The 20,343-nt window shown below is 71.9% G+C and carries 19 protein-coding genes; 12 read left to right on the top strand and 7 right to left on the bottom strand.

Going from position 1 to position 20,343, the window contains the following annotated elements:
- The first annotated feature begins 32 nt into the window (after nucleotides 1–32).
- The 4 genes from ectB to QQM67_RS08055 all read left to right on the top strand — a co-directional run bounded on the left by ectB (nucleotide 33) and on the right by QQM67_RS08055 (nucleotide 3,836).
- A complete protein-coding gene (ectB, locus tag QQM67_RS08070; protein ID WP_314172903.1) occupies nucleotides 33–1,301 on the top strand; it encodes a diaminobutyrate--2-oxoglutarate transaminase in 1,269 nt (422 codons plus the stop codon).
- Between the two features lie 80 nt (nucleotides 1,302–1,381).
- A complete protein-coding gene (locus QQM67_RS08065) occupies nucleotides 1,382–1,783 on the top strand; it encodes an ectoine synthase (protein ID WP_314172902.1) in 402 nt (133 codons plus the stop codon).
- Between the two features lie 109 nt (nucleotides 1,784–1,892).
- The gene (thpD, locus tag QQM67_RS08060; RefSeq protein WP_314172901.1) at nucleotides 1,893–2,792 is read left to right on the top strand and encodes an ectoine hydroxylase; all 900 of its coding nucleotides are present in this window, start codon (nucleotides 1,893–1,895) and stop codon (nucleotides 2,790–2,792) included.
- Between the two features lie 204 nt (nucleotides 2,793–2,996).
- The gene (locus QQM67_RS08055) at nucleotides 2,997–3,836 is read left to right on the top strand and encodes an urea carboxylase-associated family protein (protein ID WP_314172900.1); all 840 of its coding nucleotides are present in this window, start codon (nucleotides 2,997–2,999) and stop codon (nucleotides 3,834–3,836) included.
- Between the two features lie 147 nt (nucleotides 3,837–3,983).
- Here the strand turns inward: QQM67_RS08055 and QQM67_RS08050 are convergent, their stop codons facing one another.
- Nucleotides 3,984–5,516: an aldehyde dehydrogenase (NADP(+)) gene (locus QQM67_RS08050; RefSeq protein ID WP_314172899.1), complete on the bottom strand. Its 1,533-nt coding sequence runs from the start codon at nucleotides 5,514–5,516 to the stop codon at nucleotides 3,984–3,986.
- Between the two features lie 121 nt (nucleotides 5,517–5,637).
- Here QQM67_RS08050 and QQM67_RS08045 point away from each other — a divergent pair, with 121 nt between their 5' ends.
- Together QQM67_RS08045 and QQM67_RS08040 are read left to right on the top strand one after the other, a co-directional pair.
- Nucleotides 5,638–6,408: an IclR family transcriptional regulator gene (locus QQM67_RS08045; protein ID WP_314172898.1), complete on the top strand. Its 771-nt coding sequence runs from the start codon at nucleotides 5,638–5,640 to the stop codon at nucleotides 6,406–6,408.
- A gap of 74 nt (nucleotides 6,409–6,482) precedes the next feature.
- Nucleotides 6,483–6,902: a DUF952 domain-containing protein gene (locus QQM67_RS08040; RefSeq protein WP_314172897.1), complete on the top strand. Its 420-nt coding sequence runs from the start codon at nucleotides 6,483–6,485 to the stop codon at nucleotides 6,900–6,902.
- Nucleotides 6,903–7,000: 98 nt separating this feature from the next.
- On the opposite strand, the gene QQM67_RS08035 is transcribed toward QQM67_RS08040, so the two are convergent.
- The 3 genes from QQM67_RS08035 to QQM67_RS08025 all read right to left on the bottom strand — a co-directional run bounded on the left by QQM67_RS08035 (nucleotide 7,001) and on the right by QQM67_RS08025 (nucleotide 10,133).
- A complete protein-coding gene (locus QQM67_RS08035) occupies nucleotides 7,001–7,594 on the bottom strand; it encodes a carboxymuconolactone decarboxylase family protein (RefSeq protein ID WP_314172896.1) in 594 nt (197 codons plus the stop codon).
- Between the two features lie 116 nt (nucleotides 7,595–7,710).
- The gene (locus tag QQM67_RS08030; RefSeq protein WP_314172895.1) at nucleotides 7,711–9,090 is read right to left on the bottom strand and encodes a hypothetical protein; all 1,380 of its coding nucleotides are present in this window, start codon (nucleotides 9,088–9,090) and stop codon (nucleotides 7,711–7,713) included.
- Nucleotides 9,090–10,133, bottom strand: a complete 1,044-nt coding sequence (locus tag QQM67_RS08025; RefSeq protein WP_314172894.1) for a 5-dehydro-4-deoxyglucarate dehydratase — start codon at nucleotides 10,131–10,133, stop codon at nucleotides 9,090–9,092. Before QQM67_RS08025 ends, QQM67_RS08030 begins: the two co-directional genes overlap by 1 nt.
- A gap of 281 nt (nucleotides 10,134–10,414) precedes the next feature.
- Between QQM67_RS08025 and QQM67_RS08020 the strand changes: the two genes are divergently transcribed.
- Nucleotides 10,415–11,224: an NAD-dependent epimerase/dehydratase family protein gene (locus QQM67_RS08020; RefSeq protein WP_314172893.1), complete on the top strand. Its 810-nt coding sequence runs from the start codon at nucleotides 10,415–10,417 to the stop codon at nucleotides 11,222–11,224.
- Nucleotides 11,225–11,290: 66 nt separating this feature from the next.
- A complete protein-coding gene (locus QQM67_RS08015) occupies nucleotides 11,291–11,620 on the top strand; it encodes a GlsB/YeaQ/YmgE family stress response membrane protein (RefSeq protein ID WP_314172892.1) in 330 nt (109 codons plus the stop codon).
- A 10-nt stretch (nucleotides 11,621–11,630) separates the two neighbouring features.
- Here the strand turns inward: QQM67_RS08015 and QQM67_RS08010 are convergent, their stop codons facing one another.
- Nucleotides 11,631–12,554 (bottom strand): polysaccharide deacetylase family protein, encoded by a 924-nt coding sequence (locus QQM67_RS08010; RefSeq protein WP_314172891.1) that lies wholly within the window; start codon nucleotides 12,552–12,554, stop codon nucleotides 11,631–11,633.
- A 152-nt stretch (nucleotides 12,555–12,706) separates the two neighbouring features.
- Nucleotides 12,707–13,297 carry a TetR/AcrR family transcriptional regulator gene (locus tag QQM67_RS08005; protein WP_314172890.1) on the bottom strand — a complete coding sequence of 197 codons (591 nt, stop codon included), beginning with the start codon at nucleotides 13,295–13,297 and terminating at the stop codon, nucleotides 12,707–12,709.
- A gap of 114 nt (nucleotides 13,298–13,411) precedes the next feature.
- On the opposite strand from QQM67_RS08005, the gene QQM67_RS08000 reads away from it, so the two are divergent.
- From QQM67_RS08000 to QQM67_RS07985, 4 genes are all read left to right on the top strand, one after another.
- Nucleotides 13,412–14,506 (top strand): DMT family transporter, encoded by a 1,095-nt coding sequence (locus tag QQM67_RS08000; RefSeq protein ID WP_314172889.1) that lies wholly within the window; start codon nucleotides 13,412–13,414, stop codon nucleotides 14,504–14,506.
- Complete coding sequence (locus QQM67_RS07995; RefSeq protein ID WP_314172888.1) at nucleotides 14,436–15,596, top strand: TerD family protein; 1,161 nt, start codon at nucleotides 14,436–14,438, stop codon at nucleotides 15,594–15,596. The genes QQM67_RS08000 and QQM67_RS07995 overlap by 71 nt, the downstream gene beginning before the upstream one ends.
- Before the next feature lie 222 nt (nucleotides 15,597–15,818).
- Nucleotides 15,819–17,216: an NADP-dependent succinic semialdehyde dehydrogenase gene (locus QQM67_RS07990; RefSeq protein WP_314172887.1), complete on the top strand. Its 1,398-nt coding sequence runs from the start codon at nucleotides 15,819–15,821 to the stop codon at nucleotides 17,214–17,216.
- 389 nt (nucleotides 17,217–17,605) lie between these two features.
- Nucleotides 17,606–18,370, top strand: coding sequence for a crotonase/enoyl-CoA hydratase family protein (locus QQM67_RS07985; RefSeq protein ID WP_314172886.1), 765 nt, complete (start codon nucleotides 17,606–17,608; stop codon nucleotides 18,368–18,370).
- Nucleotides 18,371–18,445: 75 nt separating this feature from the next.
- Here QQM67_RS07985 and QQM67_RS07980 read toward each other — a convergent pair whose 3' ends face one another.
- A complete protein-coding gene (locus QQM67_RS07980; protein ID WP_314172885.1) occupies nucleotides 18,446–20,095 on the bottom strand; it encodes a hypothetical protein in 1,650 nt (549 codons plus the stop codon).
- Nucleotides 20,096–20,343 lie beyond the last annotated feature (248 nt).

The following is a 20,343-nucleotide window of genomic DNA, read 5'->3' as shown; positions in this document are numbered from 1 at the left end:
TTCCGCACGCTACTCACTCCCAGGAGCATGCCGTGACCATCACCCAGCCCGACCTCAGCGTCTTCGAGACCGTCGAGTCGGAAGTCCGCAGCTACTGCCGCGGCTGGCCCACGATCTTCGACCGAGCCCAGGGCTCGCACATGTACGACGAGGACGGCCATACGTACCTCGACTTCTTCGCCGGTGCCGGAACGCTCAACTACGGCCACAACAACCCCGTTCTCAAACGGGCGCTGCTGGACTACCTGGAGCGTGACGGGGTCGTGCACGGCCTCGACATGAGCACCACCGCCAAGCGGGCCTTCCTGGAGACCTTCCAGGAGAAGATCCTGCGGCCCCGCGGCATGGACCACAAGGTGATGTTCCCCGGACCCACCGGCACCAACGCCGTGGAGGCGGCGCTGAAGCTGGCCCGCAAGGTGAAGGGCCGCGAGGCGATCGTCTCCTTCACCAACGCCTTCCACGGCATGTCTCTCGGCTCGCTCGCCGTGACCGGCAACGCCTTCAAGCGCGCCGGCGCGGGCATTCCGCTCGTGCACGGCACGCCGATGCCCTTCGACGACTATCTGGGCGGCACCACCGACGACTTCGTCTGGTTCGAGCGGCTGCTGGAGGACCAGGGCTCCGGCCTCAACCAGCCCGCCGCCGTCATCGTGGAGACCGTGCAGGGCGAGGGCGGCATCAACGTCGCGCGCGCCGAGTGGCTGCGCGACCTGTCCGACCTGTGCAAGCGGCACGACATGCTGCTCATCGTCGACGACATCCAGATGGGCTGCGGCCGCACCGGCGCCTTCTTCTCCTTCGAAGAGGCGGGCATCAAGCCGGACATCATCACGCTGTCCAAGTCCATCGGCGGCTACGGGTTGCCGCTCGCCCTCACGCTCTTCAAGCCCGAACTGGACATCTGGGAGCCGGGCGAGCACAACGGCACCTTCCGCGGCAACAACCCGGCCTTCGTGACGGCCACCGCCGCGTTCGAGACGTACTGGACCGACAGCCAGATGGAGAAGCAGACCCTCTCGCGCGGCGAGCAGGTCGAGGCCGTGCTGCGCGCCATCTCCGAGGAGCACGGCGAGGACGTCGCCGACTACCGCGGGCGCGGGCTCGTTTGGGGCCTGGAGTTCCACGACAAGAGCCGCGCGGGCGCCGTCGCCAAGCGCTGCTTCGAACTGGGTCTCCTCGTGGAGACCTCGGGGCCGGAAAGCGAGGTCGTGAAGCTGCTTCCGGCGCTTACCATCACCGCAGAGGAGCTGGACGAGGGCCTGCGCGTGCTGGCCCGGGCTGTGCGCGAAACCGCGTAGCCCAACCCCGCTCACGGCCCGTCCCGGTTGCGTCCGGGGCGGGCCGCCCCCGTAATGAAGAGAGAAAGGTACGCCAGAACGTGATTGTTCGTTCTTTCAAGGACATCGAGAACACCGACCGTCACATCAAGTCCGCATCCGGCACCTGGGAAAGCAAGCGGATCGTGCTGGCAAAGGAGCGTGCCGGCTTCTCCCTGCACGAGACCGTGCTGTACGCCGGGACGGAGACCTCGATGTGGTACGCAAACCACATCGAAGCCGTACTCTGCGTAGAGGGCGAGTCCGAACTCACCAACGATGAGACCGGTGAGAAGCATCTGATCACCCCCGGCACCATGTATCTGCTCGACGGGCACGAAAAGCACACGATGCGGCCCATTACCGATTTCCGGTGCATCTGTGTCTTCAATCCGCCCGTGACGGGCCGGGAGGATCACGACGAGAACGGCGTCTATCCGCTTCTCACCGAGCCGGACGACTGAGCCCACAAGGCTCGGCCGGTGCATGCCGGTCCGGCGGTTCCAGCCGCCCCGCGGCTTCGGCCGCTCGCCCACCGAACAGGGCCGTACGAGAGGAGAGGAAGGCAACACCATGACCACCGCACCCGAGCGCACCGCCGACCTGTACCCCACTCGCGGAGCCACCGAGGTGGCCACCCCACGCATGGACCCCGTCGTGTGGTCCGAGGGGGGTACTCCGGGGCCCATCGAGGCCGCGGTACTGGCGGACTACGAGCGGGACGGGTTCCTTGTGATCGACCAGCTCATCACTCCCGATGAGGTCGAGATGTACCGCAGGGAACTGGAACGGCTCACCACGGATCCGGAGATCCGTGCCGACGAGCGCTCGATCGTCGAGCCGAAGTCGGACGAGATCCGGACCGTGTTCGAGGTGCACAAGATCAGCGAGGTCTTCGCCGGACTGGTGCGGGACCCGCGCGTGGTGGGCAGGGCGCGACAGATCCTGGGCTCGGACGTCTACGTCCACCAGTCCAGGATCAACGTCAAGCCGGGCTACGGTGCCACAGGCTTCTACTGGCACTCGGACTTCGAGACCTGGCATGCGGAAGACGGAATTCCGAACATGCGGACCGTCTCGGTCTCCATCGCGCTGACCCGGAACTACGACACCAACGGCGGCTTGATGATCATGCCGGGGTCGCACAAGACCTTCCTCGGCTGCGCGGGCGAGACGCCGAAAGACAACTACAAGAAGTCACTTCAGATGCAGGACGCGGGCACACCGTCCGACGAGTCCCTGGCCAAGTTCGCCGACGCCCACGGCATCAAGCTCTTCAAGGGCGAGGCCGGTTCGGCGACCTGGTTCGACTGCAACTGCATGCACGGGAGCGGTGACAACATCACTCCGTACCCGCGGAGCAACGTGTTCATCGTCTTCAACAGCGTCGAGAACAAGGCCGTCGAGCCCTTCGCGGCGCCTGTCCGCCGTCCCGAGTTCATCGGGGCGCGGGACTTCACGCCGGTGAGGTGACGCGGCACGCCGTCGCGCACTGAGCCCGCTGGAAAAGGGGGGGACGCCGCATGACGGCCTCCCCCCTTTTCCGGCGGCCCCCTTCCGGTGTGCGGCCTCCGCTGTGGTTCTCTGCTGTGGGCGTACGTAGGGCCGTGTCGCGGCCCCGCCGGAACACGGCCCTACGGGAACCCGATTCACAGCGCGAGGGAGGGCACGCACGCCATGGCCGGAACTGCCGCCGCCTATCAGGCCGATGAGGGCGGCCCGCTCGACGTCGACCGCGCCTTCTACGACCGCGTCGCCGCGGACGCCGGCCGTGAACTCGTGGACCGCTTCACGGTGCCCGTACGCTCCGGCCGCGCGTGGGAGGTGCCAGCCGGGCACGTCTGCCGCCTGGTCACGGTGGACGGGCCCCAGGTCGGCGACCTGAACGTATGGAACCGGCACGACCCGCGGGAGCGGCTGTGGGCCTCCCGCACACGGCAGTTGCAGCGTGCGCACGTGAGCCTCTACGACCGGCTGTGGTCCACGCTGCCGTTCCTGCGGCCGCTGCTGACCGTCACCGGCGACACGCTGGCCTCGTACGGGCGCGACGCCGAGGGCGGCAGGGTGCACGACCTCCTCGGCACGCGCTGCGACCCTTACGTCAACCGCATGCTCACCGGCGAGGACTTCGACTTCCACTGCCACTCGAACCTGGTACGGGCCGTACTCCCGTACGGGCTCACCGAGTTCGACGTGCACGACGTGCTGAACGTCTTCCAGTGCACCGGACTCAACGACGACGACCGGTACTTCATGAAGGACTGCCCCGCGCGGCCCGGCGACCACTTCGAGTTCTTCGCCGAACTCGACCTGCTGTGCGCGCTGTCGACGTGCCCGGGCGGCGATCTGTCCGTACCGATGTGGGGACCGGGCTCCGACGTGGACCCGGCGGAGTTCTGCCACCCCATCGGCGTCGAGGTCTACCGCGTCGATCCCGCGCTGCTGACGGACTGGGCACCGCCGGAACCCGCCGCGTACCGCGGTCTGCACGGCATGACTTGCCCCCTCGGCCCCTGAGGGCGTGGGGACCCTCCCCCCCCCCGGCCCCGGAGGGCCCGGCGGACCCCCGGGCCCGAACCTCCCCGCCCGAACCTCCCGCGCGCCCCGAGGAGTTGCGGGAGGCCCGGCCGCGTGAGGCAGGACTCCGTGTTACGCGGCTGTCGTTCAGTTCTCCCTGCGGCCGTCCACGCGGCGCGGCAGCCCCAGCGGGTTCGCGTCACGCAGCTCTGGCGGAAGCAGCGCCTCCGGCGCGTCCTGGAAGGCGACCGGGCGCAGCCAGCGCTCGATGGCCGTGGCCCCGACGGAGGTCGAGGTGGAGGTCGTTGCCGGATACGGCCCACCGTGGTGCTGGGCCGGGGCGACCGCCACCCCCGTGGGCCAGCCGCCCACCAGGATCCGGCCCGCCAGCGGCGTCAGCGCCGCGAGCAGCCGCGCGCCCTGCCCGCCGTCCCCCGCCGCCTCGGCGCCGCTGAGGTGCAGCGTGGCGGTGAGGTTGCCGGGCAGCCGGGAGAGCGCGGCCGTGACCTCGTCCTCGTCCCGGTAGCGCGCGACCACGGTCACGGGGCCGAAGCACTCCTCCAGCAGCAGCTCGTACTCCGGCTGCCCGAGCTTGGCGGCCGGGACGGTGAGGAAGCCGGCGCTGACCGAGTGCTCGTCCTCGCCCGGGCCCGCGGGCACCGGCGCCTCGACACCGTCCAGTCGGGCACGGGCGCCGACGCCCGAGAGGAACGCCTCACGCATTCTGCCGTCCAGCAGCGGGCCCTGGGCGGCCTTGCCGAGGGCGGCCCGCAGCGCCTCCAGGAGCCGGTCGCCGTCCGCGCCCTCAGGGGTGAGGACGAGACCCGGCTTGGTGCAGAACTGGCCGGTGCCCATCGTCATCGACCCCGCGAGCCCTTCGCCGATCTCCTCGGCGCGCTCGGCCGCGGCCGCGCCCGTGACGACCACGGGGTTGAGGGAGCCGAGTTCGCCGTGGAAGGGGATGGGCGTGGGCCGTGCGGCGGCGGCGTCCAAGAGCGCGCGCCCGCCGCGTACGGAACCGGTGAAGCCGGCAGCGGCCACCAGCGGATGCTTGACGAGCTCGACGCCGGCCTCGAAGCCGTGCACGACGCTCAACACATCCTCGGGCAGCCCGACTTCGGCCGCGGCGCGGCGCAGCGCGGCGCCCGTCAGCTCCGAGGTCGCCGGGTGGTCCGGGTGGGCCTTGACGACGACGGGGCAGCCGGCGGCGAGCGCGCTCGCGGTGTCGCCGCCGGGCACGGAGAAGGCGAGCGGGAAGTTGGACGCGGCGTATACGGCCACGACGCCCAGCGGGATCTTGTAGCGGCGCAGGTCGGGGCAGGGCGGCGTCGCGTCCGGGTCCTTGTGGTTGATCGTGACGCCCAGATACGCGCCGTCCTCGATCTCGTCGGCGAAGGCACGCAACTGCGCCTGTGTACGGGCCAGTTCGCCGGGCAGCCGGGGCCGTCCGAGGGCCGTCTCGGCGTCCGCCGTGGCGATGATCTTCTCGCTCGCCGCGTCGAGCTGTCCGGCGGCGGCCCGGAGCAGCGCGGCGCGTACGGTGCGGTCGGAGAGCGGCTCCCTCGCGGCGTGGGCGGCCCGGACGGCCGCATCCACCTCGCCTGCCGTGGCCTCCGTGCCGACCTGTTCGCGCTGCTTTCCGGTCCGGGGGTCGACGCTCCACACTGGTGCTGCTGCCACCGCGATTTCCTCCTGCCGCGTGCTTGTCTCCGCAGAGAAGGCGTTCGATATGCTGAACATCATCTCTGTCAGTGAACCTGCCGGGGAGCCTAGGAGCGGCGCAACAGAGGGGTCAAGGACGATGTCAGCTGGCGAGACGGGAGCATCGCAGGTCAAGTCCGCCGTGCGCACCGTGGAGCTGCTCGAGTTCTTCGCGGGAAGGCCGGGGATGCACTCCCTCGCGGACGTCCAGGAGGCCGTCGGCTACCCAAAGTCCAGTCTCTACATGCTGCTTCGCACGCTCGTCGATCTGGGCTGGGTGGAGACGGACTCCACGGGCACGCGGTACGGCATCGGCGTGCGTGCCCTGCTCGTCGGCACCTCGTACATCGACGGCGACGAGGCCGTGGCGGCGGCCCGCCCGACCCTCGACCGGCTCTCCGACGACACCACGGAGACCATCCACATGGCGCGGCTCGACGGCACGAACGTCGTCTATCTCGCCACCCGCCAGTCCCAGCACTATCTGCGTCCCTTCACGCGGGTGGGGCGGCGACTGCCCGCGCACTCCACGTCGTTGGGCAAGGCGCTGCTGGCGACGTACGAGGACGAGCAGGTGCGCAAGATGCTTCCGGAGACGCTTGCCTCGCTCACCGCGAACACTCTCACCGACCGCGAGGCGCTCATCGAGGAGCTCGCCCTGGTGCGCGAGCAGGGCTACGCGGTCGACCGGGAGGAGAACACGCTGGGGTTGCGCTGCTTCGGCGTCGCCATCCCCTACCGGACGCCGGCGCGGGACGCGATCAGCTGCTCGGTTCCGGTCGCCAGGCTCACGCCCGCGCACGAGCAGATGATCAAGGACGCGCTCTTCGACGCGCGCGACCGGCTCACTCTGGCCACGCGGCGGCTCTGAGGCGGCAGTCCGGGCTCACGCCTGACGTGGAGGACGCGGGCCGGAGCCGCGATCCCGCGGGCTAACGTGGGTGCATGGCTGAGCTGTTGCACATCACGGAGCGCTCCCTGTGGGAGGAAGCCCGCGCGTCCGGCACGTACGAGATGTCCACGCGCGGCCGCACCTTGCAGGAGGTCGGGTTCATCCACTGCTCGCTGCGGCACCAACTGTCGCGGGTCGCCCGGATGTTGTACGGCGGGTGGGACCCGGAGCGGCTGGTGGTGCTCGTCATCGACAGCGAGCGGATCTCCGCGCCGCTGCGCTACGAACCGCCGGAGCCGGGCGAGGTGTGCACGGGCGATGCCGGCGGGACCGCCGCCACTGCCGAAGCGGGCGGGACGGACCGTACGGGCGCGGCGGCGCCGGAGGAATTCCCGCACATCTACGGGCCGTTGCCCGTCTCGGCCGTCGTCGCCGAGGAGCCGTGGCACTGGGACGACGCCCCGGCGGCATGACGCTGAGTTCCGGCCTCACACGTCCTGCGTGACAGCGGGCGGCCCGCGCTCCCACCCGGACGCGGGCCGCCCGTCCCCCGTCCCCCCTCAATGGCCCGTCAGGAGGCCGCGGCTCCGGTCGCCCCCGCCGCTCCCTTGCCCACGGGCTGGACCGCGCACTGGTCGGAGAAGCCCTGACCGGTCAGTCCGAGGGCGGCGTTGATGCGGGAGCGGTGGTTCTCGACGGCGACGATCGCCGTCAGCTCGACGAACGCGCTCTCGCCCAGCCTGCCGATCAGCTCCTCCGCCATCGCGTCCGTCACGGTCGGCTCGGTCTCCGTCAGCGCCTCGGCGAACTCCATGACCAGAAGCTCCAGTTCGCCGAAGCGCTCGCGGTGCTCCCGCCAGGCCGGCACGTACCGGATCTTCTCCATCGGCATGCCCAGGTCCTCGGCCAGCCAGTATCCGAAGTCCACGCACCAGGAGCAGCCGATGCGGGACGCGCTGACCATCTCGGCGAGGTGCTTGAGGCCGGGGTCGAGGGCGCGCCACTTCGCGATGCGGGACTCGTAGAGGGCACCGGCGCGCAGCACCCTCGGGTTGTGCGCGGTGGCCCTGAGCGGGTCCATGACCCTTCCGTACTTGCGGCGCGAGTACCACTCGGCCATGCGCAGGAAGAGGCTGCGCGGCGGATCGAGCGAGATGCGTGCCATGGCTGGCGCTCCTTCGTCCCTTGGTTCGCGGGTGTCCCTGCCGGACCGTGTGCCGTGGTCCGGCTGACACCTCTACGACGGAACGGACCCCCTCGGATGTGACACGCGCCGGTGGGTCACCCGGCCGGATCTCCCGAGACGGGTCCGCGCAGGGCCTCCCGCACGGCCGCGAGGTCGGAGTCCGGGGCCAGCCCGGCGTGGTAGAGGCGCAGCTCGTCGGCGCCCAGGGCACGTGCGTGCGCCGCGTCGGCGGCGAGGGTGCCCGGGGAGCCGCCCATGCCGGAGACGACGGTGAAGTTCGCCGCGACGGTGAAGTCCTCCGGGGCCGTGAACGGTGCGCGTGCGAGCGGTGCGTGCGCGAGCGGTGCGTCCGTGAGCGGTGGGGTGCCCGCGGCCCCGGGCTCCCGCCCGGTGTCCGCCGCGGCCCCGTCGTCCCCCATGGCAGCGGCGGCCGCGGCAGCCGCGAACGGGCCGATGGCAGCCGCGCGTTCGGCGGCACCGCCGCCGCAGGGCACCACCACACCGTCCGCGTCCCGTACGGCCTCGGCGGGAGCGACGCCCGCGTTCGCCCCGAGCCGGTGCGGCGCCGGATCGGCGTGCAGCGTCACCCTGAAGTCCCGCCCGGCGTCCGTACGTTCACGGGCGGCGGCCCGGACGGCGGCCACGGCCTCGCGGCGCAGCCGCCGCGCCGCGTCCGCGCGCCACGCGGCGCACAGGGCGGCCGCGCCGGCGCCGAGCAGCTCGCACACCCCGTCCCACTCCTCGTCCCGGCCCGCGCCCGGGCCCTCCGCCGGACCGGACCCGCCCCAGACCGGCTCCAGGGCCGCCGCGACACGGGCCCGCAGCTCCTCCGGGTCGGCGCCGAGACCGGCGTACCCGGCGCGGCACACCTCGCAGAAGCACAGAGACATCAGGTACTGGGCGGCACCGCTCAGCGGGACGCCTCCTGTCTTGTCGTGCGCGTGCAGATGTGCCAGCCCGTACCAGCCGCACGACTCCAGTTCGGTGCCGTCGGTGAAGGGGCGCACGGCGGCCTCCGCCGCCAGCGTCACGGCGTACTCGCGCACTTCGGGACGGGCGATGCACGGGGCCCAGGGGTAGCGGTCGCCGTACGCGTTGCGGACCGCGATGTGCGGATGCTCCTGGCCCAGGCGGGAGTTGTGCGCCAGCACCACCCAGGAGTGCACCGACAGACCCGCCTCGGCCAGGGCGTGCGCCGCCTCGCCGTACGGGCCGTCCGGGTGGCCGCACTCCACCCACCGCTGCTCGTACGGGCGCAGCTCGCGGCCGCTCCAGCGCTCCGGGGCGGGCGGATAGAGCACCGCGGCGTGCCGTGCCGTGACGATGCGGTGCCGGGGATGGCGCGGCGTGAGGGCGCGCACCGAGTGGTATGCGGAGGCCAGGGTGACCTGGCGGACGCCGAGGGCCGCGAGGCGCTCCGGCGCGGCCGGATCACCGACGACGTCCCAGGGGTAGAGGAACGCCCCGGCCCGCATCAGCGGCTCCCGCCGTCACCCCGCACCGCGGTGCCGCCGACGGGCCCGTCGGCGGCGACCAGCGCGAGCCCGCGCTCGATCAGCCCCTCCAGCTCCTTCACATGGGCCGCCGACGGTTCGCACAGGGGCGGACGCACCTCGCCCACGTCCAGCCCGCGCAGCCGCACGCCCGCCTTCACCAGCGAGACGGCGTATCCCCGGCCGCGGTCGCGCAGTTCGACGAAGGGCCGGAAGAAGCCGTCGAGCAGGCCGATGGCCCGGGCGTCGTCCCCCGTGACGAGCGCGCTGTGAAAGGCGAGCGCGATCTCGGGGGCGAAGCAGAAGACCGCGGAGGAGTAGAGGGTCACGCCCAGGCTCCGGTAGGCGAGGGCGGTCTGCTCGGCGGTGGGCAGCCCGTTGAAGTAGCGGAAGGCGCGGGCCTTTTCGGCCGGCACCTCGGTGCGGACGGTGCTGACGATGCGCTGCATCAGGTCGAGGTCGCCGAGGCCGTCCTTCAGCCCGATGATTCCCGGGGTGCGGGCGAGCCGCGCGACGGTGGACGGGGCGAAGACGGCGTTGTCGCGCTGGTAGACGACGACGTCCAGGCCCGTGGCCCCGGCCAGCGCCGTGTAGTGCTTCAGCAGCCCTTCCTGCGACGGAACGACGAGATAGGGCGGCATCGCCAGCAGGCCGTCCGCTCCGGCCTCCTCGGCGAGCGAGGCGAACTGGCAGGCGAGCGCCGTGCCGTAGCCCGCGCCCGCGACGACGGGCACCCGGCCGCCCGCCTCTTCGACGGCGGCTGCCACGCAGTCGCGGAACTCCTGGGGCGTCAGGGCGTGGAACTCACCGGTGCCGCAGCAGGCGAAGACCGCGCCCGCGCCGGCGTCGATGCCCGCGCGCACGTGCGTGCGGAACGCGTCGAGGTCGAGTGCGCCGTCCTTCCCGAACGCGGTGACGGGGAAGAAGAGCAGGCCTTCGAGGCGCGCGGCGAGCGTGCGGGACCCGGGCGCCGCCGCGCCTTGCGACGATGACGACGAGGGTGACGAGGACGAGGGTGAGGTCATTGCGCGCTCCTGCTTGCGGCGGTACGGAGACGGGCCAGGGCGGCGGAGGTGTCCTCACCCCCGACAGCTGTGCACGTTTCTGATCTGCGTCCACATCTCTGAACATCAGAAACCGTAGGTCAGCCCGCCCGCGCCGGTCAAGCGCACTGATCGCGCCCCGAGTTCGCGATCGACATCACGGCAGTGAGACCGCCACCGCTCCGCCGTTCTTGACCGTACGGGCGGGCGCTCCATAGCGTGTCTCCATATATGAACCTCGTCCATGGACGGAGATCTTGCCGATGCCCGCGCCCCGCACCGTCCTGCTCACCGGCGCCGCAGGGGGCCTCGGCACCCTGATGCGCGGGCTGCTCCCCGGCTACGGCTACGGGCTGCGCCTGTTCGACATCCGTCCCGTCGACGGCGAACCTGACGCCGTCACCGCGGACCTCACCGACGCGGACGCCCTGCGCGAGGCCGTGCGCGGCACCGACGCGATCCTCCATCTCGCGGGGATCTCGCTGGAGGCTCCGTTCGAGAAGATCCTGCACTCCAACATCGAGGGCACGTACCGGCTTTACGAGGCCGCACGCCAAGAGGGCGTGCGCCGCGTGGTGTTCGCCTCCTCCAACCACGCCGTGGGATTCACCCCGCGCCCGCCCGAGTCCGGCCCGCCGATCCCCGTGGAGACTCCGCGCCGCCCGGACACCTACTACGGGCTCTCCAAGTCGTTCGGGGAGGATCTCGCCCAGCTCTACTGGGACCGGCACGGCATCGAGACCGTGTCCGTGCGCATCGGTTCCTGCTTCCCCCGGCCTACGTCGGTGCGCATGCTCTCGCTGTGGCTGAGTCCCGCGGACGGCGCCCGCCTCTTCCACGCGGCGCTGACGGCGCCGGACGTACGGCACACCGTGGTCTACGGCTCCTCCGCCAACACCCGCCTGTGGTGGGACCTTTCGGCCGCCCGCGCGCTGGGCTACGAGCCGCGGGACGACTCCGAGGAGTACGCGGCCGAACTCATCGCAGAGCAGGGGGAACTGGACCCCACTGACCCCGAACACTCCCGCATCGGCGGGCACTTCTGCACACGGCCTCCCACCTGGCCGTACTGAAGCGCGAGTCGGGGGGCATGATGGACCAGAACCGGTCACGCAGTTCGCTCACGGGGAGGGCCCTCCATGTACCTCATCGCAGACACCGATCCGGACTCCGCGCTGTCCGGCCTGGTGGACTCGGGGCTGCTCAGCTGGCTGATCCTCGGTCTGATCGCGGGCACGGTCGCCAAGGTCATCCTCCCGGGCCGCGATCCGGGCGGGCTCCTCGGCACGATCCTCATCGGGATCGCCGGCGCGTTCATCGGCGGCTGGCTCTCCTCCACGTTCCTGCACCGCTCGGTGGACCACGACTTCGTCGACCCCGCCCTGTGGGTCTCGGCCATCGCGGGCTCGCTGGTGCTGCTGATCGGGTACCGGATCTTCTTCGGCCACTCCCGGGAGCGCCGCCGCTGACGGGCGCCCCTCAGCGCGCCAGATCGCCCCACCCCTCCCCCGTACGTTCCTCGAACACGTCGGTGCTGGACGGCAGTACGGGCACATAGCCCGAGTCGATCAGCCGGGGAAGGTAGTCGCGCAGCGCGGCGACGCTCTGCGAACGGTCGCCCCCGCCGTCGTGGGAGAGCAGGATCGCGCCGGGCCGTACGGATTTCATGACGGTCGAGGTGATCTTGCGGGTGCCGGGTTCTTCCCAGTCGCACGTGTCGACCGACCAGCCGAGCGGGCTCATGCCGAGGGACGCCGAAATCTCCAGGGCCCGTCTGTCCCACTCTCCGAAGGGGGCGCGCGCCAGGGCGGGTGCCGTGCCCACCGCCTCGTCGACGACGTCGCTGGTGCGCGCGAGTTGCTCGTGTATCTCCCGGGTGCGCATCCGCGTCAGCAGCGGGTGGCTCCAGGAGTGGTTGGCTATCTCGTGGCCGCCGTCGGCTATCGCGTTCAGCAGCCAGGTGTGTGCGGCGGCGTCCCTGCCTATGACGCAGAAGGTCGCCTGCACGCGGCGCCGTCGCAGCACCTCCAGCACCTGCGGGGTGTAGACGGGGTCCGGGCCGTCGTCGAAGGTGAGGGCTATCTCGCGCCCTTCGGAGCCGAGCGTGTAGGCGACGGATGTGCTGCCGCGCGTCTGAGGGTGCAGCCGGCCCGCCTCCGGCCGCAGCCGGTAGGTCTGGGGACGAGATGCCATCCGCTCGCTGCGGAGCGACTGCCGGGCGGCTCCCTTCGCGTCGGCCCCGCCGTGGGCCCCCGACGAGCCGGAGGAACCGGGTCCGCCACCGACGGCGTGGGCCCGGTTCGCCACACAGGCGCCCGCTATGAGGAGCCCGCCGAGGAAGACGCGTCTGGTGTTCCTGTCGGTGTGCCCGTACCTGTTCGTGCGTGATTCCGAAGTAGTCATGCGTGACGTACTGCCACGCCGCAGAGTAGTCACACGTAATCAGACAGTGACACCACTCGTATGCCGCACTGCTCCTGCCGCCCGGCGGGGACGCCGTCTGCTAAGGCCGCGACCAGCGGCGCACCATCCCTGCCACCTCCTGCCCGCTCCTGTCAGCCCGTGCAGCCCGCCCGGCCCAGGGCATTGCGCGCCATCGAGCGGGCTGCGGCGACCGGCTCGGCCACGACCCGCAGCCCGTTGAGCACGGTTGCCCCCTCGTGCAGGAGCACCAGCTCGTCGGCGAGGCCGTCCGCGTCCTCCGCGCCCGCCTCCACGGCCAGCTCCCGCAGGAACTCCCGCAGCCAGCGCTTCTGTTCCGCGATCACCTTCCGGCCCGGGTGCCGCGGATCGGGCAGCTCCGCCGCCGCGTTGACGAAGCCGCAGCCGCGCGGGTTCTCGCGGCGCATCCACACCTCCAGGGCGTCGAAGGTACGCAGGATGCGCTCTGCCGCGCTCGCGCCTCCGCCCCCTTGGACCTGCCCGGTCAGCCACTCCCGCCAGCGCTCGTCCCGTCCCCGCAAGTACGCCGCCACCAGGGCCTCCTTGGAGCCGAAGCGGTCGTAGAGCGTCTTCTTCGTGACGCCGGCCTCCCTGGCGATCAGGTCGACGCCGACAGCCGTGATGCCGCGCCCGTAGAACAACTCGGAGGCCGCGCCGAGGATCCGGCGGGCCGCCGGCGTGAGCTCCGCCGCCGTCTGCGTCATCGCTCCATCTCCCCGCACCCCTTGCAGTAGACCGATCTGTTTAGTTCACTCTAACCCCGACAGAGTAAACAGATCGGTCTACCTCCGGCGGGCCGCGGAGGACGGGAGCTACGGATGCCGCCTGCGATACGCACGCACCTCATCGGGGCCGGGCTCGTCGTGATGTGGAGCTCCGGCTTCATCGGCGCGGAGCTCGGCACCCGGGAGGCCCCGGCCGACACCCTCCTGCTGTGGCGCTTCATCGCCGCCGCCGCGCTGCTGGGCGCCGCGGGGCTCGTACTGCGTGCGCGTACGTACGGACGACGGCGGCCGGCGGGCACCGCGCGGATGCCGCCGCGCGCCCTGGCCAAACAGGCCGCGATCGGGCTGCTCTCCCAGGGCGTGTACCTCGGAGCGGTCTACTGGGCGGCGGAGTCGGGCGTGCCGGCCGGAACGTCCGCGCTGACAGCGGCACTTCAGCCGCTCGTCGCGGGCGCGCTCGCCGGGCGGCTGCTCGGGGAGACGGTCACCCGGCGCCAGTGGGCCGGGCTCGTGCTCGGCCTGGCGGGGGTCGCCGCCGTGGTGCGGGACGATCTCGCCTCCCCCGCCTCCACGGCACCCCCGCTCGCCTATCTCCTCCCCCTCGTGGGCATGGCGGGCCTGCTCGCCGCGAGCTTCCTGGAGCGCCGTGCCCGGCACCAGCCCGGACCTGCCGAGGCGCTGCCGCTGCACTGCCTGGTGAGCGCGGTGGTCTTCACGGGGCTCGCAGCCGGCACCGGGCATCTGGTCCCGCCGCCCACGGCCGCGTTCTGGATGGCGGTCGCCTGGGTCGTGGTGCTCTCCACGGTCGGGGGCTACGGCTTCTACTGGCTGAGCCTGCGGCACAGCGGCGTCACACGTACCAGCGCGCTGATCTATCTGACGCCGCCCACGACTGTGGTGTGGGCGTACGCGATGTTCGGCGAACGCCCGGGCGCCGTAGCCGTCGCGGGGATGGGCATAGCCGTGGTGGGCGTACTCGTCGCGGTGCGCCCGCAACGCGTCCGCGAGGCGCCTCCGGCAAAGGAACCGCAAAGCGGGGCCGCTCGTTACGACCGGCATGACGGCAATGACACCCGGTTCGAACCTCCCGCTCAGCACGGCTCAGGTGGCGGTGGAGGTGACTGCACCGTCCCGCCTGGACGTCTCAGGACTGCTCATCGCGGAGAACGGAAAGGTCCGCTCCGATGACGACTTCGTCTTCTACAACCAGCCCTCCGCCCCCGGCGTGACGCACAGCAGCGGTGCCGCCGACACCATCACGGTCGACACCGCCAAGGTGCCGGCGGATGTGCAGAAGGTCGTGGTCACCGCGAGTCCCGACGCCCCCGGCGCCACCTTCTCGGGCATGGAGCCGACGGCCACGGTCCGGGACGCCGCCACGCGGGAAGTGATCGCCACCTTCACCCCGCCCGCGCTCGGCGCCGAGACGGCGCTCGTCGTGGTCGAGGTCTACCGGCGCGGCGACGCGTGGAAGGTGCGGGCGGTCGGCCAGGGCTATGCGAACGGACTGGGCGGCATCGCCACCGACTTCGGCGTCAACGTCGAGGAGCCGGCCGCGCCCGCGGCCACCCCCGCACCCGCTCCCACCCCGCAGGCGCCGCCGCCCCAGCCCGCACCGCAGGCGGTCCAGGCCCCCGCGCCCACCCCGGCCGCACCGGCACCGGCGGCCCCGGCACCCGTCGGTGCCGGAAAGATCAACCTCGACAAGGGCAAGGTGAGCCTCCAGAAGAACCAGACGGTCTCGCTCACCAAGGGCGGCCGCCCCATGCTCAGCAGCGTACGGATGGGCCTGGGCTGGGAGCCCGTCTTCCGTGCGGGCCGCCGGGCGAAGGAGATCGACCTGGACGCCTCCGTCATCGCCTACGACGCCCAGCGCAAGAAGGTGGACGCCTGCTACTTCGGCAAGCTGGCCATCCTCAACGGCGTCATCCAGCACTCCGGGGACAATCTGACGGGAGAGGGCGGCGGCGACGACGAATCCATCACCGTCCACCTCGGCGATCTGCCGCCGCACGTCACGGGGCTGGTCTTCACGGTCAACTCCTTCTCGGGGCAGAAGTTCACCGAGGTGGCCAAGGCGTACTGCCGTCTCGTCGACGCGGGCAGCGGCCAGGAACTCGTCCGCTTCGACCTCAGCAACGCCGAGCCGCGCACCGGCGTACTGATGTGCAAGCTCGTGCGGCAGTTCTCGGGCGAGTGGGACATGACGGCGCTCGGTGAGTACGTCGACTCCCGTACGGTCCGCGGCATGGTCAAGCCGGGCGGCGCCGCTCTCTGAGCCTTTAGCGCCGCGAATCCGGGGTACCGCGAAGGCATAGAGACACGAGTGCGCGTACGCCCGCGGGCCTCCGGTCCGCGGTGTCCCGGCCCGTTCCGCGGCGTCCCCAAACCGGACCCGGGGCGTCCGCTCCGGGAGGCGGGCTGCACCGGGGGCCGGGCGGGGTCGTCTCGTACGTGCGCGACGTGCACAGGCACCGAAGCAGCCGAAGGAGGCGCTCACATGGCCATCGCCACGGTGAATCCGGCCACGGGCGAGACCCTGAAGACGTTCGAACCGCTCAACGTCGGCGAGATCGAGGAGCGGCTCTTCAGGGCCGGCCGCGCCTTCCGCGAACACCGCCTCACCAGCTTCGCGCAGCGGTCCGCCCTGATGCACCGGGCGGCGGACCTGCTGGAGGCGGACCAGGACGGCATCGCCCGCACCATGACGACCGAGATGGGCAAGCCGCTGGCCGCGGCCCGCGCCGAGGCGGCCAAGTGCGTCAAGGCGATGCGCTGGTACGCGGAGCACGCCGAGGCACAGCTGGCCGACGAGCACCCTGCGCCCGACGACGTGAAGGACTCGGGCGCGGCCCGCGCGTTCGTGCGCTACCGGCCGATCGGCACGGTGCTCGCCGTGATGCCCTGGAACTTCCCGCTCTGGCAGGTCGTGCGCTTCGCGGCCCCCGCCCTCATGGCCGGAAACACCGGACTGCTCAAGCACGCGTCGAACGTGCCGCAGACAGCGCTGTACATTGAGGAGCTCTTCCGCCGCGCCGGGTTCCCCGAGGGCGCCTTCCAGACCTTGCTCGTCGGCTCGGACGCGATCGCCGGCCTGCTGCGCGACGAGCGGATCGCTGCGGCGACCCTCACCGGGAGCGAGCCCGCGGGCCGCTCGGTCGCCTCGATCGCCGGGGACGAGATCAAGAAGACCGTGCTGGAACTCGGCGGCAGCGACCCGTATCTGGTGCTGCCCTCGGCCGATCTGGACAAGGCCGTACGCACCGCGGTCACCGCCCGCGTGCAGAACGCCGGGCAGTCCTGCATCGCCGCGAAGCGCTTCATCGTGCACACGGACGTCTACGACGCGTTCACGTCCCGGTTCGTTGAGCGCATGTCCGCGCTGAAGGTCGGCGACCCCATGGCCGAGGACACCGACGTCGGCCCGCTCTCCAGCGCACAGGGCCGCTCCGACCTGGAGGAGCTCGTCGACGACGCCACGCGCCGCGGCGCCACCGCCCAGTGCGGCGGCGGGCGCCCGCTGCACCTCCCGGACGGCTGGTACTACGAGCCGACGGTGCTCACCGGCATCACCGAGGACATGCGGATCCACCGCGAGGAGGCCTTCGGGCCCGTCGCGTCCGTCTACCGCGTGGACGGCCTGGACGAGGCGATCGAACTCGCCAACGACACGTCGTTCGGCCTCAGTTCAAACGCCTGGACGCGTGACGCGGGCGAGCAGGAACGGCTCACCCGCGACCTGGAGGCCGGGGGCGTCTTCTTCAACGGCATGACGGCCTCGCACCCGGGCCTGCCCTTCGGCGGGGTCAAGCGCTCCGGTTACGGGCGTGAGCTGGCCGGTCACGGGATCCGGGAGTTCTGCAACGCGACCACGGTGTGGTTCGGGCCCGAGGAGTGACAATGGTCGTGTCCGGCCCGTAGGAGCGCCGGAAGGGGCTCGGGGCCGGCGCCCGCAAGGCCGGGTCCGGCGGGGACCGGACGGGCGGGCCGCATCCCGTTGTAGGGCGGCGTACCGCGGTCCGCTCGCCCGGCCCCCGCCGTGGGGAAGCCGGGCCTGGACGGGACCGCCGCCGTACGGGCAGGTTCGCGTCGACCCGGACGGGCGGGCGCAACGCCGATGGCCGGGCCGTAGGGGCGCAGCCCCTGAGGGGAGCCCCTCGGGCGCTCCCGGACCCGCGGGTAGGGTCGGCACCGCCTCGCGCGCCGCAGGCCCGCGGCGCCCCGGCAGATCCGCCGTCGCATCCGCCCGTCGCAATCCGCCCGTCCCCACCGGAGGTCGAGCCCGCCATGGCCGTACGCACCGAGAGGCAGGGGCCGGTCACCACCGTCGTCCTCTCCCGTCCCGCGGCACGCAACGCCGTCGACGGCGAGACCGCCGCTCAACTCGCCGACGCCTTCCGTGCGTTCGAGGCCGACCCGGAGGCGATGGCCGCGGTCCTGTGGGGCGAAGGCGGCACGTTCTGCGCCGGAGCCGATCTGAAGGCCATCGGAACCGAGCGCGCCAACCGCGTCGAGCCGGACGGCGACGGGCCCATGGGCCCCACGCGACTGCGCCTCTCCAAGCCCGTGATCGCGGCGGTCAGCGGCCACGCGGTCGCCGGGGGCCTCGAACTGGCCCTGTGGTGCGATCTGCGCGTGGCCGAGGAGGACGCGGTCTTCGGCGTCTTCTGCCGCCGCTGGGGCGTCCCGCTGATCGACGGCGGCACGGTGCGCCTTCCCCGGCTGATCGGCACGAGCCGCGCCCTCGACCTCATCCTCACCGGCCGGCCGGTGCCGGCACCCGAGGCGTACGACATGGGGCTCGCCAACCGGCTCGTGCCGCACGGGGAGTCCCGCACCGCGGCCGAGGAGCTCGCCGCACAGCTGGCCCGCTTCCCGCAGACGTGCCTGCGCGGAGACCTCGCCTCCGTACACGAGCAGGAGGGCCTGTCCGAGGAGGACGCGATGGCGCGCGAACTCCGGTACGGGCAGGCCTCGTTGCTGGAGGCCGCGGACGGGGCGGCGCGCTTCGCGGCGGGCGCCGGCCGCCACGGCGACTTCGAGTCCATCTGACGGCCCCCGGGCCCTGCGGCACACGCTTCCCGCCGCGGGGCCCGGAAGGGCCGGAAGCAGCGCGCGGGGCTCCGGTCAGGCCAGCCGGCTGCGGGCCTTGAAGGCCGCCTTGCGCGCGTCCTTGGCCGTCTGCTTGTCGGGGTGCACGCGCCCCATCGCCTCCAGGACATAGCCGGTCGCCGGGTGGTCGACCTTCCACGCCTTGTCGAAGAACCCCGCGTGCTGGTCGACCAACCCCTGTACCAGGCCCTGGAGTTCGGTGGCCTCGCCCGCCGTCGCCAGCTGGGCGGCGATCGTGTCGACCGTCAGCCAGAAGACCATCTCCTCGTCCGGCTGCGGCACGTCCTGCGCACCGTGCTCGACGAGCCACACCCGCGCCAGCCCGCCCAGTTGCCGGTCCTCCAGCACGTCGCGCAGCGCGGGCTCCGCCCCCGCGCCGATGAGGGAGAGGGCCTGCTGGCAGGTGAGGCGGCGGGAGGGCGCGTCCTCGTCGCTGCCCCGGGCGGCGTCGAGCAGTTCGCGGGCCGACTCCAGGGGCGTACGGGCGGCAAGCCAGGATTCGATCTCGGCCTGCGCGTTCTGCTCGGTGTAGGAGGTCAGGGCGCCCAGCAGCCGCTCCGCGTCCGCTCCGGCGAGGTCGCCGACGGCGGGCGCCTCGACGCCCGCCTCGCGCAGCCGCGTGCGCACGCCGTGCACGCCGAGCGGGGTGAGCCGCACCATGCCGTAGCGGGAGACGTCCTCGTCGTCGAGGCTCTCCGGCAGCTCGACGTCCTCGTCGGTCTCCTCGGTCAACGCCTCGTCCACGGGCTGGTATTCGACGAGCCCGGTGGGCGCGAGCATCCGGAACTGCTCGTCGAGCTTCATCATCGCCGACGAGACCTCTTCGAGTACGGCGTCCGTCGGCTCCTCCATGTCGTCCGGGACGATCATCGAGGCGGCGAGCACGGGCAGCGGCACCATCGCGCCCGCGGAGACCGCCTGGTCGGTGGCGGTGAGGACGTAGAGGTTGCCGAGCGCGCCGTCCAGGAAGTCGGCTTCCTTCTCCGGATTCCAGTCCAGGGAGTCGAGGTCGATGGCCTCCGGGTCGATCTGCCCGTCCTCGCCCGTGACTTCCTCGATCCCGCCGACCAGGTCCTCGAAGCTCGGGGTGGCGGCGTCGGCGAGCACGCTCTCGAGGCCGCCCTGCCAGATCTCCAGGACGTCCTCCGGGCTACCGCCGCGGAGTTGGGCCAGCTCCTCGCCGGGGCGTGCCGTGCCCACGGGCTCCTCGGTGAGGGTGACCGCCGGGCGCTGCGCTGCGGCGGGCTCACCTTCCGCACTGGCGTCCGCGCCGCCCGCGCCCTCCGCGCGGTCATCCTCGCCGTCGTCGGCTCCGCTCTCGCCCGCGTCCTCGCCGCCGTCCTCCTCGACCTCCAACAGTCCCGTGTCCACGGCCAGTTGCCACGCCTGGGCCGTGTGCATCTCCCCGTCCTCGTCTTCGGAGAGGCCGAGATGAGCCACCGCCTCCTTCAACTGGGCCGCGAGCAGCTCTCCTCCGGCGCCGACGGGCACCCCGGACGCGCCGCCGTCCTTGGCGCCGCCGTCCGCTCCTCCCGCCCAGTCCGCGAGGCTCGCGGCCCAGGAGAAGAGCGGTGCGGCCAGTGCGTCCCGCGCGAGTTCGGCTTCGGAGGTCAGCCGCACGGGCGGCATGGCGGGACGGTCGCCGCCGGTCGTTTCACCGGACATCAGCGCGTTCATCTCCTACGGGGGCTACTGACTGCGGAAAGGATGCGGCCCCCAGCGTAGACGGGATGTGTCCCGCACTGCCCGAATCGCACGCCCGCCGTTCTCGTGCCTCCCGGTCATGCGAAGGCAACGCTGCGTGTCATCGGACGTCGTCCGGACGGGAGTTGTGTGAGCCGGTGCTCAATGACCCACATCCGCTTGACAAGTGAGATGAGCACGACAGACTTTTACGCGCGTAGAGATTACCC

The sequence above is a fragment of the Streptomyces winkii genome, assembly GCF_032248595.1.
In the GTDB taxonomy this organism is placed as follows: domain Bacteria; phylum Actinomycetota; class Actinomycetes; order Streptomycetales; family Streptomycetaceae; genus Streptomyces; species Streptomyces winkii.
The sequence above is the reverse complement of the archived record's forward strand: the minus strand, read 5'-3'. Positions and strand labels throughout refer to the sequence as shown.